The 16,523-nt window shown below is 64.3% G+C and carries 11 protein-coding genes; 8 read left to right on the top strand and 3 right to left on the bottom strand.

Features of this window, described 5'->3' with window-relative positions:
- Positions 1-122 precede the first annotated feature (122 nt).
- From O9Z63_RS13780 to O9Z63_RS13765, 4 genes are all read left to right on the top strand, one after another.
- Entirely contained in the window at positions 123-2,108 is a 1,986-nt protein-coding gene (locus O9Z63_RS13780; RefSeq protein WP_270125857.1) for a DUF3857 domain-containing protein, read from the top strand.
- A gap of 265 nt (positions 2,109-2,373) precedes the next feature.
- Positions 2,374-2,868, top strand: a complete 495-nt coding sequence (locus tag O9Z63_RS13775) for a DUF4442 domain-containing protein (RefSeq protein ID WP_270125856.1) — start codon at positions 2,374-2,376, stop codon at positions 2,866-2,868.
- Between the two features lie 72 nt (positions 2,869-2,940).
- Positions 2,941-4,149 (top strand): M1 family aminopeptidase, encoded by a 1,209-nt coding sequence (locus O9Z63_RS13770; RefSeq protein WP_270125855.1) that lies wholly within the window; start codon positions 2,941-2,943, stop codon positions 4,147-4,149.
- A 150-nt stretch (positions 4,150-4,299) separates the two neighbouring features.
- The gene (locus O9Z63_RS13765) at positions 4,300-4,830 is read left to right on the top strand and encodes a hypothetical protein (RefSeq protein WP_270125854.1); all 531 of its coding nucleotides are present in this window, start codon (positions 4,300-4,302) and stop codon (positions 4,828-4,830) included.
- Between the two features lie 221 nt (positions 4,831-5,051).
- Here the strand turns inward: O9Z63_RS13765 and O9Z63_RS13760 are convergent, their stop codons facing one another.
- Positions 5,052-6,611 carry a DNA integrity scanning protein DisA nucleotide-binding domain protein gene (locus O9Z63_RS13760; RefSeq protein ID WP_270125853.1) on the bottom strand — a complete coding sequence of 520 codons (1,560 nt, stop codon included), beginning with the start codon at positions 6,609-6,611 and terminating at the stop codon, positions 5,052-5,054.
- Between the two features lie 222 nt (positions 6,612-6,833).
- Positions 6,834-7,628, bottom strand: coding sequence for an energy transducer TonB (locus O9Z63_RS13755; protein WP_270125852.1), 795 nt, complete (start codon positions 7,626-7,628; stop codon positions 6,834-6,836).
- A gap of 126 nt (positions 7,629-7,754) precedes the next feature.
- Between O9Z63_RS13755 and O9Z63_RS13750 the strand changes: the two genes are divergently transcribed.
- From O9Z63_RS13750 to O9Z63_RS13735, 4 genes are all read left to right on the top strand, one after another.
- Positions 7,755-8,234 carry a RidA family protein gene (locus O9Z63_RS13750; RefSeq protein ID WP_270125850.1) on the top strand — a complete coding sequence of 160 codons (480 nt, stop codon included), beginning with the start codon at positions 7,755-7,757 and terminating at the stop codon, positions 8,232-8,234.
- A 195-nt stretch (positions 8,235-8,429) separates the two neighbouring features.
- The gene (locus O9Z63_RS13745; protein ID WP_270125849.1) at positions 8,430-10,385 is read left to right on the top strand and encodes a MutS-related protein; all 1,956 of its coding nucleotides are present in this window, start codon (positions 8,430-8,432) and stop codon (positions 10,383-10,385) included.
- A gap of 115 nt (positions 10,386-10,500) precedes the next feature.
- Complete coding sequence (locus O9Z63_RS13740; RefSeq protein ID WP_270125848.1) at positions 10,501-11,469, top strand: bestrophin family protein; 969 nt, start codon at positions 10,501-10,503, stop codon at positions 11,467-11,469.
- A 132-nt stretch (positions 11,470-11,601) separates the two neighbouring features.
- A complete protein-coding gene (locus O9Z63_RS13735; protein ID WP_270125847.1) occupies positions 11,602-13,749 on the top strand; it encodes an FUSC family membrane protein in 2,148 nt (715 codons plus the stop codon).
- Between the two features lie 264 nt (positions 13,750-14,013).
- On the opposite strand, the gene O9Z63_RS13730 is transcribed toward O9Z63_RS13735, so the two are convergent.
- Positions 14,014-16,509 carry a TonB-dependent receptor domain-containing protein gene (locus tag O9Z63_RS13730; RefSeq protein ID WP_270125845.1) on the bottom strand — a complete coding sequence of 832 codons (2,496 nt, stop codon included), beginning with the start codon at positions 16,507-16,509 and terminating at the stop codon, positions 14,014-14,016.
- Positions 16,510-16,523 lie beyond the last annotated feature (14 nt).

Below are 16,523 nucleotides of genomic sequence, written 5' to 3'. Positions count from 1 at the left end.
GTGGGCAGTGGGACTCACGTAGCCCAGGGCTGCAGCCTTGGGACGCCCGCGCCGATTACCAAACCAGACCCGTTTTATTCATCGGGAAATCCCGCGCCATTGGGCGCCTGTTTTATCTTACTATGACTCTTCTTTCCGTTGCCCGCGCCACTGCTGCTTCTTTGCTGCTGCTCACGGCCGCCGCGCCGCTCCACGCCCAGCAGGCGCCCAAAACCCTGCAGTACGCCACCTACACCTGGGACGCCAAGCGCACCAAGCGCCTGCCCGTGACGGAGGCCGAAGCCAAGCTGCCGGCCCTGATTCTGCGCGACTTCACGGCCCACGAGTTCAGCGCCGGCGACAAGGAGCTGCAGATCTATTCCACCGAGCACCGGATTCTGCGCGTCAACACCTCCGACGGCATCGAGCAGTTCAACAAAATCTACATCCCGCAGGACGGCGGCCGGCTGGTGTACCTGAAGGCCCGCACCATCAGCCCGCGCGGCGAGGTGGTGGAGGTGAGCGAAAGCAACATGAAGGAGCTCAAGGACCAGGACGGCGGCCGGGGCTTCAAGATTTTTGCGGTGGAAGGCGTGGAGAAAGGCTCGGAAATCGAGTACGTGTTTCTGCGCGAGCGGCCCGCCAAGTTCTTCGGGCGCGAGTACCTGCAAAGCGGCCTGCCGGCCCACGACGTGTCGTTTGAGCTGATTTCGCCGGAGGCCCTCACCTTTGAGGCGCGCGTGTACCACGGCCCCGCCGCCCGCCCCGATACCGTGGTGGCCGGCAAGCGCATCATCCGCCTGCGCCTGCCCGACGTGGCCGCTGCCCGCGAGGAATCCTTTGCCTCTGGCAACGCCGAGCGCATGCGCCTGGAGTACAAGCTGGCCTACACCGCCCAGCGCGGCCGCACGCGCCTCTTCACCTGGGCCGATGCCAGCCAGTACCTGCACGGCACCGTGTACTCGCTCAGCAAAGACGAAACCAAGGCCGTGGACAAGGTGCTGAAAGACGCGAAGCTGCCCGCCAGCGGCGACACCGAAACCCGCGTGAAGGCGCTGGAAAACTACCTCAAAACCAGCTTCAACCTGGCCGAAGACGGCGAAAGCAACATCCAGCGCATTGCGGCCACCAAAAACGCCTCCGAGCTGGGCCTTACCCGCCTGTTTGCCGCGCTGCTGCGCCGCCAGGGCATCGAGCACGAGCTGGTAATTACTTCCGACCGCTCCGACGTCGTGTTCGACGACACCTTCGACACCTGGAACTACCTCGACAACTACGCCTTCTACTTCCCCGAAACCAAGCAGCTGCTGGCCCCGTCGCGGCCCGATTTCCGCTACGGCATGCTGCCCCCCGGCTGGACGGCCAACAAGGGCCTGTTCGTGCGCACCGTGAAGCTGGGCTCCACCGAGTCGGCCGTGGGCACCGTGCGCGACATCCCGACCTTGACCGCCGAGCAAAGCCCCAACGACCTCGACATCAGCGTGAAGTTCACGCCCGAGCTCGACAAGGCTTTCGTGAAGGTGCACCAGGTGCTGGGCGGCTACCATGCCCAGGTGATTCAGCCGTTTTTCTCGCTGATTCCGGAAGAAAAGCGCACCGAAGTGCTGCAGGAGCTGGTGAAAGGCAGCGTGCCCGACGCCACCTTCCAGAGCCTGAAAGCCACCAACGGTGAGGCCGGCCTAAGCCCGCTCAGCAAGCCGTTTCTGGTGGATGCCAGCGTGGAATCATCGGCGCTGCTCAACAAGGCAGGCCAGCGCTACCTGTTCAAAGTCGGAGAGCTGTTGGGGCCACAGTCGGAGTTGTACCAGACCGAAGCCCGGCAGTACGACGTGGAAAACGACTTCAACCGCCGCTACAACCGCACCATCACGCTGGAGCTGCCCGCAGGATACCAGATCCGCAACCTCCAAGACCTGAACGCCAACGTGCAGGCCGGCCCCGACGCCAAAGACCCGCTCTACTACTTCACCTCGAAGTATGCCGTGCAGGGCCAGACAGTCACGGTCACCATCACGGAAGCCTACCGCCAGATCCGCTGGCCCAAAAAGGACTTCGAAGCCTTCCGCGACGTGGTAAACGCCGCCGCCAACTTCAACAAAGTGGTGCTGGTGCTGGAAAAGAAAGGCTGATGCCTGTGGCACGGACTTCAGTCCGTAGCCCGCCGGCACCGGGCCGCCTGCCTTCGCCTAAGGGCTGCCGACTGCAAGCCGGCTAACGCAGGATGGCTGGCCTTGGCACGAACTTCAGTCCGTAGCCCAAACCTGCCTGCGCCTCTTGCCCGGTGCCGGCGGGCTACGGACTGAAGTCCGTGCCACAGCTGGCCGTGCCGCCACTGTTCGGCATGCCGAATATTTTCTGTTCTTTGTAGTGCTTCGCCTTCAGCCTGCTACTACCATGCACACCCTCCCCGACACGCCCGCGGCCGCCGCTTTCCGCCGCACCATTTCCAGTCCGTTGAAGCTGCGCCTGTTCATGCTGCGCAGTTTGCCGATGGCGTATCTGGCGGGGCTGCGGCTGCGCGAAATCACGCCGGAGCGGGCCGTCATTACGGTGCCGTTCAAGTACCTCACCCAGAATCCGTTTCGCAGCATCTACTTTGCCTGCCTGAGCATGGCCGCCGAAATGGCCAGCGGCATGCTGGCCATGATGCACATCCAGGGCCAGGGCCGCGTCTCGATGCTGGTGGTGGGGCTGGAAGCGGAGTTCACCAAAAAAGCCGTGGGTTTGATTGCCTTCACCTCCCAAGACGGCCCGCGCATCGCCCAAGCCATTACCGACAGCCGCGCCAGTGGCGAGGGCCGCACCGTAGTCTGCACCAGCACCGGCATAGACGAGGCCGGCGACGTGGTGGCTACCTTCCGGATTACGTGGTCGTTTCGGGCGAAGTAAGGCCCGGGCGAGCTATGCGTGTTCTATATAGTTTTTATGAAGCTATTCCTTACCGGATTACTGTGTTGTATCGTGCTGGCATCAGTCCAGGCCCGGCCGCTGGTGCGGGTGCAGCTAAACCTGGAACCGGCTACGCACCGCTTCACCTGCCACTACACGTTCCGGCTGCCGGCCTCTGACACCAGCTCCGTACTAAAGCTCAACCTCAACCGGCAGTTTGAGCTGCAGCAGGTGCGCAGCACCGGCGCCGCGCGCCCGCGCACCACGCGTCTGTTCTACCCGTTTTTCGGGGATACGCTGCAGCAGGTGACGGTGCGCTTCGGCAACGGCCCGGCCCGCCGCCAGGTGGAGCTGACGTATGCTGGCACCCTGGCCAAAGGCAATTTCACTGCCGACGTAAACGTGCTGAGCGGCCACACCAACTGGCTGCCGTTCCGGCCCTACGCCGAGTATGAGATGGTAGACTACGAGCTGGCCGTGCGGGTGCCGGCCGGCTATCAGGTGCTGAGCACCGCCGCGCCGCGCCGGCAGCGGGCCGGCAGTTACGCTTTCCGCGGCAGCACCAGCGCCACCGAGCTGACGGCTATTGTGGCGCGGCAGTTCGAGCGGCTGGTGGCCGGCAGCGCGCCGCGCATCACGGTGGTGAAAGCCGCCGCTGCGCCGGGGCGGCCAGATTCGGTGCTGCTGCAGAAAACCCAGGACATCGTGGCGTTTTACAACCGCAGCATCGGCCGCCAAGACGCGGTTACGCAGTTCACGGTGTTCCTGCCCGGCACCAACCACGAAGCCTACGGCCTGCTCGACAACGCCGCCGTCATCACCTACACTGATTTTGACGTGGCCAAGCGGGGAGATTTGCTGATTCTGGCCCACGAGATAAGCCACAAATGGTGGGCCTACGGCTCGTACCACGACGACAGCGCGTGGCTGAACGAGGCCTTCGCCACCTATTCCAGCTTGCTGTACCTGCAAGCAAGCGGGGATGCCGAAGGCTACCGGCAGGAGCTGGCGAAGCTGGCTGCCTCGGCCGCCGGTGCGCCGCCGGTCCTGGGCTTTAACCGCTACCAGCACGAGCCGGCCGTTTTCCGCCGGGTGGTGTACAACAAAGGCACGGTAATCCTCGCGGCCCTGCACGACCGGCTGGGAGCCGAGCCGTTCAATGCGGTACTGGCTGCCACAGCCGCCCGCAAAGTGTCCACCACGGCCGGCTTTCTGGAAGTAGTGGGCCAGCTGGCCGGCCAGCCCACGCGCGATTGGCTGCTGGCCGAACTGAGCCGGTAGCGCGGTTCTGTAGCGCGAACTTTGTAGTTCGCGTCCCCACGCTGTTCCGGGGCTTGTCGTTCTGGGGCGCGAACTACAAAGTTCGCGCTACTTTCAGGCGGTTATACTGACTTCAATATTGCATCAACTGCACCCCGTTACTGTTTCCCGATGAAAACGATTCTGCTAGCCGTGTTGCTCCTTGTCATCCGCATATCCACGACACAAGCCTGTTCTTGTGTCAGCGGCGCCCGCGTCTCCGAGAAACAGCAGATTGCGGCTGCTTATCAGCGCGACGCCCTGATATTCGTGGGCAAGGTGGTAAGCGTGGAAACCGTCGTGACGACTGACTCCGTGCGGGTTTCGGACACCGGGCCGGTGGAAAAGCAGTTTCAGCTTGTCCGGCGCGAAACCTTGCGCTACACCTTTGCCGTGGCGCAGCAGCTGAAAGGGGCGGCTACGGGCCCGACGGTATGGATTGCCAGTGAAACATCCAGCTCCATGTGCGGCAAGCAGTTCAAGGTCGGCTCCGAGCAACTGGTGTATGCTTACCTCGTAAGCCAGAAAGAGTCGCCCTACGGCGGGGAGTTACGAAATATCACGCCCTACTACGAAACCAGCCTGTGCAACCGCAGCCAGGAGCTGAGCCAGGTGAAAAGCACGGAGCTGAAGCAGCTGCGGAAGCTAGCAAAGGCCAGCTAGCCATTCCAGGCTGCGGGGAACAAGAGCTAGAGTTAAAAAGATAGTTCCCCTCCTTAGAAAGGAGGGGCTAAGGGTGGTTGACAATCGTTGAACGGCTTTAGGGTTAGCTCTAATCATCGTTCTGACGGTATCAACCACCCCTAACCCCTCCTTTCCAAGCAGGGGAACTAGCTCTATAGCTCTAACATCGTAGTCCGCAGCTTGGAATAGCTAGCGCCACCTCAATCCTCCTCGCCGAGCCGCTCTTTGGTGATGACGTTCACCATGCCGTCTTCGCTCACCACGATGGCCAGGCACGGATACGGCGAGGTTTCGACGTAGCGGATGGCCGAGTTGTAGCGGGCGCCGCGGGTGCTGGTGCCGCGGCCCGAGGCCTTGCCGTCCAGAATCACGCCGATGGAGTAGCAGTAGCTGTCGGGGTCGAGGAGCACGGCGCCGTCGATGCTGGTGACGAGGCGGGTGATGAGCGGCGTGAGCGGTACCGGCTCGATGAGCGTGCACTGCAGCTTGAGGCGGTCGGCTTCGGCCAGGGCCTCGGTGGTGATGACCAGCAGCGTGCCGTGCTTCTGGCGGCTGGCTTCCAGTACCACGTCCCAGAGGCGCTCAATCTTGGCCGGGTCGGTAAGCTGGAAAGTGCGCTTGAGGTCTTTGCGGAAGCGGCTCCGGTTCACGCGGAAGCGCGGCAAACTCGGCTGGCTGTAAATCGTACGCATCAGCACCTTGCCATCGTGCTGAAACTCCCAGGCGTAGTGGTTGATGAAGTTGATGACGAACACATCTTCGCGGGCGGGGTCATAGGTGCCCACCAGGCGGCCCAGTGCGTACACGTTTTCGCTGTCGGCCAGCAGACTCACGTCGGGCGTGGTCATCTCCAGGAGCTTGCGCACGGCGCGGTAGTCGGTGAGCGGGGTGGGGCAGGTGAGGGCGAATACCTCTTCCAGATTCGGGTGGTGCCGCCGCGCCAGAATCACCTTGCCCACGCCCTCGGCCCCTTCGTAGCGGAGGCTGGAAATAGTGTTGAGCGTGTGAAACAGCCGCGCCGCGCCTGGCTCGGCGCCAAGGGCCTGGGCGGGCGTGTCGAGCAGGCTTTTGCCGGCGGCGCGCAGCAGTTCCTCGGTTTCGCGGGGGCGCACCAGCAGGCCCGAGCCGGGCTCCGGCTCGCTCAGCAGCTTCACGCATTCTTCGTGGAAGCGCTGCATGGCCGAAGTCAGCAGCGAAGGCATCAGCGGCCGGCCATCGGTGTAGAACCGGTTGGCGCGCAGCGAAGGGTAGCCGCGCAGGGGCTTGCGCTGCACCCGCAGCACCGTCATCACGAAGAAGCCGTGAATCTCGATGGGCCAGCCGGCCACGTGCTGGTGCTGGGTGTGCTCGTCGAGTTTGTCGAGGACGGCCTGCACGGCTTTGCGCACGCCCAGGCCCTCGTGGCGGCGGCGCACCATTTCGGGGCTCACGTCGTCGCGGCCGGCGAAGGGCGGGGCGGTCTGGCTTTGCAGAATGCGTCCTTCCGCCACCACGTTCTCAAACTGCTGCGCATCGAGGCCGCACAGGGCGGGCTCCAGGCAGGCTGCGGGTGCGGCCGAGCCGGGCTGCGTGGGCAGGGCCAGCAGCAGCACGTAGGGCTCCAGATCTTCATCAAGCGCGCTGAACAGGCCGTCGGCCAGCACCTGCGCCACCTGCCGGAACCGGGCCTGGTGGGGCCACACCCGGAACGCATCCGAGACGGGGGCTTCGTAAGTGGGCGCTACGGGAGGCGCAGAAAGCAGCGGGAGCGGGGAAAGCATGCGAGTACGGTAGGAAAAGCAGGGCCGGTAGCAAGCACCACCGCCCGGCAACGAGGCCGGGGCCGTCTGGATAGACGCATAACCCCAGCAAGTATTTTAAAAAGCATTCAGTGGCGCGACAATTCGTTTCGCGACGAGCAGTACGAGTATCTGCCGACTACTGCCGCGTGGGAACTCGGGGTGCTCGTCGTGAAACGGATTTTCGCGCCACTGTACGGAAGTCTACAGCTGAAACAGAACAGGCAATACCATTTTTTGTCGGACCGGTTCGCCTTTGTAGGTGGCGGCGGTCCATTTGGGCGCAGCCTTGATGAGGCGCAGTGCCTCCTGATCGAGGCCCGAGCCGAGTGGCTTGAGGACTTTGGCGTCGGTGAGCGAGCCGTCCTTCTGAATGATGAACTCCACCATCACGCGGCCCTCAATCTTGCGCTGCCGGGCCAGTGCCGGGTACTTCTGGTTTTGCTGAATCCACTCGAAAAACGCCTCCGTGCCGCCCACTGGCCGCGCCGGCTGGTCGGCCTTGACGGTGGTAGTGCCGCCGCCTGCCGCGCCCGGGGCCACGAAGGCTGTGCCGGTAACTGCCGCGTCATCGGCGCCGGCCGGAATCTGGAACGTGATGGGCACGGTCACGCGCTGGCGCACCTTGCCGCCTTTGTGCATGGCCGGGGTCCAGCGCGGGCCGGCCTTGATGAGGCGCAGGGCCTCGGCATCCAGTTCCGGGTCGAGGGGCGCGGCCACTTCGGCACTAGATACGGCCCCGCTTTTCTCCACCACGAACGTCACCGTGACGGTGCCGGCCGCGCCGCGCTGCAGCGCCGCCGTGGGGTACTGCTGCTTGTCGGCCAGGTACTGCGCGTAGGCATCGAGGCCACCAACGGGCACAGCAGGCTGCGCTACGGCGTCGTAGATCTGGTCGGCGGGCGGGGCCTTGGGGTACTTGAGCTTCTGCTGGGCCTGCCCGGCGGCCGGCAGGGCCAGGGCAGCCACCAGGACCAGGCGGCGGAGAGTGGAATGCATAGCAGCGACGAAAAAAACCAGGAAACAGCGGGCCCGGAACGGCGGGGCCCTGCTCAACAACCGCACCAGGGGCCGCCCGGGTTCAGCCTCTACGCAGCAAGCCCGAAAATCGGCTATTTTTACCGTATGGCACCTGACACTCCTTCCGCATCGGCCGGCACTCCGGCCACCCCGTCGCCCTCGTCGTCGTCGTCGCAGGCGCACAACTCCAGCCGCGCGCCCGAGCCGGTGGGGCTGTACCCGCACGCCCGGCGCGCCGGCAGCCTGCTGTTTCTGTCGGGCGTGGGGCCGCGCCAGCGGGGGCAGAAGCACGTGCCCGGCGTGGAGCTGGACGAGGACGGCAACATCCTTGCCTACGACTTCGAGAGCCAATGCCACGCCGTGTTCCAGAACGTGCGCTACATTCTGGAGGAAGCCGGCGCCCGCTGGGAAGACCTCGTGGACGTGACCGTGTTCCTGACCAACATGCAGGACGACTTCCACACCTACAACCGCCTTTACGCCGAGTATTTCGCTACCAACCAGCCCTGCCGCACCACAGTGGAAGTCAACCGCCTGCCCACACCCATTGCCATCGAGCTGAAGTGTATTGCGGTGATGGGGTGAATAGTGATGAGATGAATCGTGATGAAGTAATGAGGCGAATGGTGACAGGGGAAGCTGAAAGGTCGTAGACTGTGAGGAGGTGACGGAAACGGCAAGGGCCTTTATAACTCTCTACCTTTGGCTCCCGGCCTGTGAGGTAATGCGTTTTACCTCATCACAATCCACCTCATCACCTCATCACCATTCACCCAACCAGTGCCCGTTTCCGCCGATTTTCGCCCGATTACCGTTCTGCCCGCCGAGGTATTTGCGGAGAACCTGACCACGCACACCGCGCAGGAGCAGCACTACGCCCGGCGGCATCAGCTGGGCGGCTGGCTGCGTGTACTGCTGTTTGGGGGTGGCGTGGCCGGAGCGTGGTGGCTGTTCAGTAGCGGGTTCGTGCTGCCGGGGCTGGCGTTTGTGGTGGGTGTGCTGCTGGCCTTCTGGGGCATGGTGCGCTGGCACGCGGCCGTGGGCTACCAGCGCGAGCACCACCGGCTGCTGGCCCAACTGAATCAGCAGGAACTGGACCGCCTCGCCGGCAAGCTCGGCGGCTTCGATGCCGGCCTGCGCTACCTCGACGCCCAGCACCCGTACGCCGCCGACCTTGACGTATTCGGGCCCCACTCGCTGTTTCAGCTGCTCAACCGCGCTTCCACCCGCCTCGGCCACGATTGGCTGGCCGGCTGGTTGCTGCGCCCGGCCCTCGCCGACGAGGTGCGCGCCCGCCAGCAGGCCGCCGCCGCCCTGGCCCCCGACCTCAACTGGACCCAGGAGTGGCAGGCCCGCGCCCGCCACTTTCCGCGCCAGCACGAAGCCGACCCCCGCGAGTTCAGCGCCTGGCTGGCCCGCCCCGATTTTTTCCAAGATAAAGCCTGGCTGAAGCCGCTGCTGGTGCTGCTGCCGCTGCTGGTGCTGGCCAGCGCCGCCGCCTGGGTGCTGGGGCAGGGCTACTTCTGGCTGATTGGCGCGCAGGTGGTGGTGAGCTTGCTCAACGGCCGCCTCGCCGACGCCCGCAACGAATACGCCGCCCAGGCCCTGGCCATGCACGATGCGTTGCGCGCCACTCAGGCCCAGCTGGCGCTATTTGAAGATGAAGCCGCGCCCGACTGGCAGGCGCCGCGGCTGCGCGGGCTGCGCGCCACGTTGCGCGCCGCCAGCCACGGCACCGCCGCCACGCGCCGCCTGGGCCAGCTCACCACCGTGGCGGGTTTGTTCCGGGGGCGTGAGCATCCGCTGGGGGCGCTGCTGCTGAACAATTTCCTGCTCTGGGATTTGCACGCCATGTGGCAGCTGGAGCGCTGGAAGCGTGATTTGGGCCCGGAGCTGACCACCGTGCTGGAAGTGCAGGCCGAGCTGGAGGCGCTGGTGAGCTTGGCCGGCTGGCAGTTCGCCAACCCCACCTACACCACGCCGGAGCTGAGCGCCGGCCCGCTGGAAGTGGCTGCCGAAGCCCTGGGCCACCCGCTCATCTTCGCGGCCCAGCGCATCACCAACGACTACCAGACCATCGGCTACGGGCAGACGGCCGTCATTACGGGCTCCAACATGGCCGGCAAAAGCACGTTTCTGCGCACCGTGGGTTTGAATATGGTGCTGGCGCTGGCCGGCGGCGTGGTGTGCGCCCGGCGCCTGCGCCTGAGCCCGGCGCAGCTGTTCTCGGCCATGCGCACCCAGGACAACCTCGCCGAAAGCACGTCCTCGTTCTACGCCGAACTCAAGCGCCTCAAGCTGCTGCTGGACATGTCTTCGGGCGTGAAAACGCGGAATGAAGAGCTTCATATGACGCAGGAGCCTGCCGGCGCAAGCTTCTCGGCCCCAAGCAACCAGCCAAAATCGAATAACGGACAACCAACAACCAACAACGAACTTCCCGTTTTCTACCTGCTCGACGAGATTCTGAAGGGCACCAACTCGCTGGACCGGCACCGCGGGGCGCGGGCGCTGCTGCGGCAGCTGCACCAGCGCCGCGCCGCCGGCCTCATCAGCACCCACGACCTGGAGCTGGCCGCCCTGGAAGGCGAGTGGCCCGGGCAGGTGCGCAACTTCAGCTTCAATAGCACGTTCAGCGAGGGCGAAATCCACTTCGATTACCACCTCACGCCCGGCGCCTGCCAGGCCTTCAACGCCAGCCAGCTCATGCAGCTGATGGGCATTGAAATCGAGTAGCTGAGTAGTTGAGTAACTGAGTAAAGTCTTCGTAAGGCAGAATGCCTGCTCCACTCAGTCACTCAATTCCCCCGTTCCTCTTTACTCAGCTACTCCCTTACTCAGCTACTCTTTCATGTACGTTCGTAACAATCTGCGCTGGCGCGTCATCTGGAAATTCTCCTGGAAGGGGCTGCTGGCATTTACGCTGTATTCGCTGCTGATCTGCCTGGTGTATGGGCCGCTGGGCTTCCATTCGTTGTCGATTCCGTGGCAACCGGTGGCTACGCTGGGCATTGCGGTGTCGTTCTACATCGGCTTCAAAAACAACGGCTCCTACGACCGTTTCTGGGAGGGCCGGCAGCTGTGGGGCGGCATCGTGAACTACAGCCGCACCTGGGCCATTCAGGCGCTGGAATACGTGACGTCGGTGGTGGATGCGCCGGGCGTGGAGGCGCCGGCGGCCTCACACGCCGAGCTGAGTTTGCGCCACCGCCGCCTCGTGTACCGCCAGATAGCCTGGGCCAACGCCCTGCGCCTGCAGCTGCGCCGCCAGCCCGACCTCTGGGAAACCCAGGTGGCCCCGTTTCTGGACCCCACCGAGGCCCGCGAGATGCAGCGCAAGCAGAACCCCTCCGCGCACCTGCTGCGCCAGCAGGCCGCCGACCTGCGCGTGCTGCGCGAGGAGCGCGGCCTGCTCAACGACTTCCAGCACGTGAACATGATGACCAGCATCGAGCAGTTCAACAACCTGCAAGGCGGCTGCGAGCGAATCAAGAACACGCCGTTTCCGCGCCAATATGCCTTCTACAGCTTCATGTTTGTGTGGATTTTTGCGGCGCTGCTGCCGCTGGGCCTCATCGGCGAGTTTGTGAAGATGGGCCCCGACCACATCTGGCTGACCGTGCCGTTTTCGGTGCTGGTGTCGTGGGTGTTCTACATCATCGAGATGGTGGGCCACAGCAGCGAGAATCCGTTTGAAAACGAGATGAACGACGTGCCCATGACGGCCATCTGCCGCACCATCGAAATCGACCTGCGCGAAATGCTGGGCGAAACCCACCTGCCGCCCAAGCTGGCCCCCATCGACGATATTCTGTATTAAGTGTCTGGTAGTAAGTATGGAGTAGCTGGTAAGCAGCGGGTGGTAGTTCAAGCAAACGAATGTGCTGCAGCATTTTTTCAATTACTACATACTCACTACTAAATACTCGATACTCTCAGGTTCCGCCCCCACATGAACGCCCAAGCCCGCAAGGTTCGCTACTTCTTCTTCAGCCAGGATTTTTCCGACGCGCTGCGCATCACGCTGGCCGTGCTGTTGCCGGGCGTAGTGCTGGGCTGGCTGGGGCAGTTGGGCACCGGCGTGGAAGTGGCGCTGGGCGCGCTCTGCATCAGCATCACCGACTCGCCGGGGCCGGTGGTGCACCGCCGCAACGGCATGCTGGCGGGCATTCTGCTGCTGCCGGGCCTGGCCCTGCTCACCGGCCTGCTGCAGCCCTACATCTGGCTGCAGGGCCTGGAAATCGGGGTGCTGAGCTTTGTGTTTACCTTGTTTCTGGCCTACGGCAACCGGGCGGCTTCCGTCGGTTCGGCCGGGCTGCTGCTTGTCATCTTGATGATGGACCGCAGCCTCACGCTGCGCCAACTGGTAGAGTATGCCCTGCAGGTGACGGCCGGCGGCGTGTGGTATCTGCTGGTGAGCTTGCTCTGGTACCAGATCCGGCCCTACCGCCCGGCCCAGCAGGCGCTGGGCGAGTGTGTGCAGGCTATTGCCGGCTTCCTGCGCCTCAAGGCCGAGTTCTACCGCACCGGCACCAAGCTCGACGACGACTTCCGCCGCCTGATGGCCCAGCAGGTGACCGTGAGCGAAAAGCAGGATGCCGTGCGCGAGCTGCTGTTCAAAACCCGTCAGATGGTGAAGGAGTCCACCGGCACGGGCCGCCGGCTGGTGCTCACCTTCGTGGATGCCGTGGATTTGTATGAGCATATCACGGTGTCGTATTTCGATTACGCTGCCCTGCACGCCCGCTTCGAGGCCACCGGGGTGCTCGATGCCATTGCCGGGCTGGTGGAGCAGATGGCCGCCGAGCTGGAAAGCATTGGGCTGGCCATCGAAGCCAACCACGGCCATACGGCCCGCGTGAATCTCACGGCTGGCCTGGAGCAGCTCAAGGCCCGCATCGACGCCCTCGAAGATCCCACCCAGCCCGGCCACACGCTGGTGCTGAAAAAGATTCTGGTGAACCTGCGCAACCTCACCCAGCGCCTGCAGGACATCCTGGCCTACTTCGATGCCCAGGCGCCGGCCGCGCCCACCGTTACCGGGCGGGAACTGGAGTTCGGGCGCTTCGTGGGGCACCAGCAGTTCGGCCTGGCCCAGCTCCGCGACCATCTGACGCTCAGCTCCGGGGTGTTCCGGCACGCCGTGCGCATGATGCTGGCCTGTCTGGCGGGCTTTGTGGTGGCCAAGGTGCTGCTGCCCGGCCACCACAGCTACTGGATCATCATGACCATCACCTACATGCTCAAGCCGGCCTTCAGCCTCACCAAGCAGCGCAACATCAACCGCGTGCTGGGCACGCTGCTGGGTGGCGTGATTGGCGGGCTGGTGCTTTGGCTGATTGACGACCGGATGGTGCTGGTGGCGCTGCTGGGCGTGTTTATGCTGATTTCGTTCAGCTTCACGCGCAGCAACTACATCGTGGCCGTTACGTTCATGACGCCCTTCGTGCTGATCCTGTTCAACTTCATGGGCCTGGGCTACCTGCAGGTGGTAGAGGAGCGCGTGCTCGACACTATAATGGGCTGCCTGCTGGCGTTTGCGGCCAGCTACCTGCTGTTTCCGCGCTGGGAATCCGACCAGCTGCAGGACTACATGCGGGCGGTATTGCGCGCCAACCTGCGCTACCTCCAAACGCTGCAGGAAAGCCTGCTGGGCTCGCCCGTGGCCGTGCTCGACTACAAGCTGGCCCGTAAGGAAGTGTATGTAAGCTCGGCCAACCTGGCGGCGGCGTTTCAGCGCATGCTCTCGGAGCCGCGCGGCAAGCAGCACCGCCCCACCGAGGTGCACGAGTTTGTGGTGCTCAACCACATTCTGTCGTCGAACGTGGCTTCCATTACGTCGGGTTTGTTGGCTGGCAGCACTCGCCCCGAGCAGCCCAACGTGCTGCTGCGGCCCTTGCGCCAGGCCCGGCAGGCCCTGCACCGCAGCCTGCGCCGCCTCGACCCCGCCGAGCCCGAAGCTGCTGCCGAGTCCGCCCCCGAGCCCATCCCGCGCCGCCCCGACCCCGCTTCCCCCGACGCCCAGCTCACCGAGCAGCTGGAGTTCATCCAGAAAGTCAGCGGCGACATCAGCAAGCTCACCGAGGAAGTGCTGGGGTAGGGCATAGGCCGGGCGGGCCTGCCAGTGCAGTTATCAGGCTGGCGCGGAATGTAGAGACACAATATGTTGTGTCTCGCCGTTGCTGATGTTGCTCCGCTAGCGCACATCCGGCAGCGCACATCTTCTGGCGCACATCTGGCAACGATTAGACGCAACATATTGCGTCTCAACCTCGCTAACTCAATCCTTGAAGAAAAGCCGCAACGCAAAACTGCCCGTCTGGCGCAAGCCAGGCGGGCAGTTTTGCTAAGAGCTGACTTTGTCTTACAACTTCACGCCGAAGGAGGCAAACCATGTGCGGCCGTCGGCGGGCAGCAGGCCGGGGCCGGGGTAGCCGCCTGAGCGACGCGTGAAGTAGTTCTTGTCGAATACGTTGTTGAGGCCGCCGCGCACCGTGAAGCGCTTGGCAAAGCGGTAGGTGGCCGACAAGTCGGTGACGGAGTAGCCGGGCACGCGGCCGGTGGTGCCGGCAGCATTCGGCGCTACGGTGTTGTTGGCATCCGTGAATACCTCCGATACGCGCGTCAGCTGCGCCGTGGTGGAGAAGCCTTTGTGGGCAAACGTGGCCCCGAAGCGGTGCGTGTACTTGGGAGCGTACTCCACGCGGTTGTTTTTCAGGTCGCCTTCCTGCAGGTTGCTGCCGCTGAGCGTGGCCGTGCGCAGCTGGGTGTAGCGGGCATCCACGAAGGACGAAGACGCAAACACATCAAAGTGCGGCAGGTCGAAATTCTGGGTGAGGGCGTGCACCAGATCCAGCTCCACGTAGGCTTCCACGCCCTTGTGCACGCTCGTGCCGATGTTGGTGCGGAACTGCTGGGTGGCGGTGCTGCTGCCCGGCACGAAGCGGCGGATGGTGCCGATCCGGTCGTCGTAGCGCAGCCAGAAGCCGTCCACGTCGAAGGTGAGGATATTTTTCCAGCTGCCGCGGTAGCCCAGCTCGGCATTGAAGCCGCGGGCGTCCTGCAGGTTGGGGTCGATAACGTCGGACGTGGCCGGGGGCGTCAGGTCGCCGAACGTGACGGGCCGGAAGGCGCGCGAGTAGTTGGCGTAGAAGCTGGTTTGGTCGGTGGCGCGCAGCTCGGCGCCGGCACCGTAGAGCAGCACCTTGCGGCGCGAGTCCTGGCGGATCTGGTTCTCCAAGCCATCAGCGTTCAGGCTGAGGTAGCCGCGCCCTTGGTTATCAATCACCTCCAGGCGCACGCCCGGCGTGAAGGTCAGGCGCGAGCCCACCCGGAAGATGTTCTCCACGAAGGCGGCGTAGTTGCGGGTCCGGAAGCTCAGGTCGCGGCCGTAGCGGGCGGCCTGCAGGTCGAGGTTGAAGTCGGAGCCGGTGTCGCCTTTGCCCTGCTGGCGGCGGCCCAGGTTGGCGGCCGCTACGCGCAGGCCGGCGGCCAGCGTGTGCTGCTGGCCCAGCAGGTCGTAGTCGGTGAGCAGGCGCAGCTCTGAGCCCAGGTTGCGGTACCGGTCCCGGTCGAGCTGGCGCGCAGCGGCCTGGCCGGTGGCGGGGTTTTCGTTGTCGGGCAGGGCCACGCTCACGCTGCTGGGCAGCCCGATAGAGTTCCGCTCGCCAATCAAGCCGAAGGTTTTCAGGCTCAGGCGCGTGCGCTCCGAAAACTGGTAGTCGGCCGTGAAGGCCGGGATGGTCCAGGGCGTGCTGAACCAGTTGCGGCCGCGGCTGCTTTTACGCACGTCGCCGTTGTAGAACTGCTCGTCGGTGAGGCCGCCGGGCTGCTGAATCTCGTAGCCGAGGTGGCTGATTTCGGCGCCCAGCCGCAGCTTGTCGGTAGCCTGAAACTGCACGTTACCGTGGAAGTTGCGGATGTTGAACTCCGAGTTGTCGCGCCAGCCGCCGCCCACGCGCTGCTGGTAGTAGCCGAAGTAGCTCACCTTGCCCACGGTGCCGCCCAGCGAGTTGTAGGTGCCCAGCAGGCCGTTGTTGCCCACGCTGTTGCTGGTTTCAAACTGAATCCTTTTGTCTTTGGGGCCGCGCTTCAGCTCGTAGTTCAGCAGGCCGCCAAACTGCGGGCCATACTGCAACGAGCCGCCGCCGCGCACAATCTGGATGCGCTCCACGGCTTCCAGCGGCGGGTTGTAGTAGGCCTCCGGGTAGCCCATGGGGTCGGAGCTGATGTCCATGCCGTTCTGGCGAGTGTTGAACTCCCAGCTGCGGTTGGGCGAGAGGCCGCGGGTGGCCACATTGATCTGCTGGCCCGAGCCGTCGCTTTCCCACACCGTCACGCCGGGCACTTTGGCAAACACCTGGCGGGCGCTGTTCACCACCAGGTTGGCGTCGAGCTTGTCCAGCTCCACCACCTCATTTTTCTTGCCCGCGGTGATGGTGTTGCCATCCACTTCCGGCGCGAAACGCAGGCTTTTGGCCGCTACCGTCACGCCGGCTAGCTGCTGCACCGCCTCTTCAATCGTGAGCTTGAGCGTCAGCGGCTGCCCGCTCTGCAGCGTCACGGTCTGGCTGATGGGCCGGATGCTCAGGCCGCTCACCGTCACAGTGGCTTCGCCCACGGGCAGCCCGTAGAGGCGAAACGCGCCGCGTGCGTCCGTTACGGCCGTGCGCTCCCCAACGGCTACCAGCACGCCTTCCACGGCTTTGCCGGCCGGATCGAGCACGGTGCCGGTGAGCGTGGCGCCCTTGCCGGGCTCGTCGTGGCGGAGGTGAAGTGGGCTGGCTACGGCGGCCACCGGAGTGGCCGTGGTGCCGGCCGCAAGCAGAAGGGAAGAGAGAAGCAGGGAAGAACGACGCATGAACAGCAGGGTTA

Source organism: Hymenobacter yonginensis, assembly GCF_027625995.1.
Lineage (GTDB): Bacteria > Bacteroidota > Bacteroidia > Cytophagales > Hymenobacteraceae > Hymenobacter > Hymenobacter yonginensis.
The sequence above is the reverse complement of the archived record's forward strand: the minus strand, read 5'-3'. Positions and strand labels throughout refer to the sequence as shown.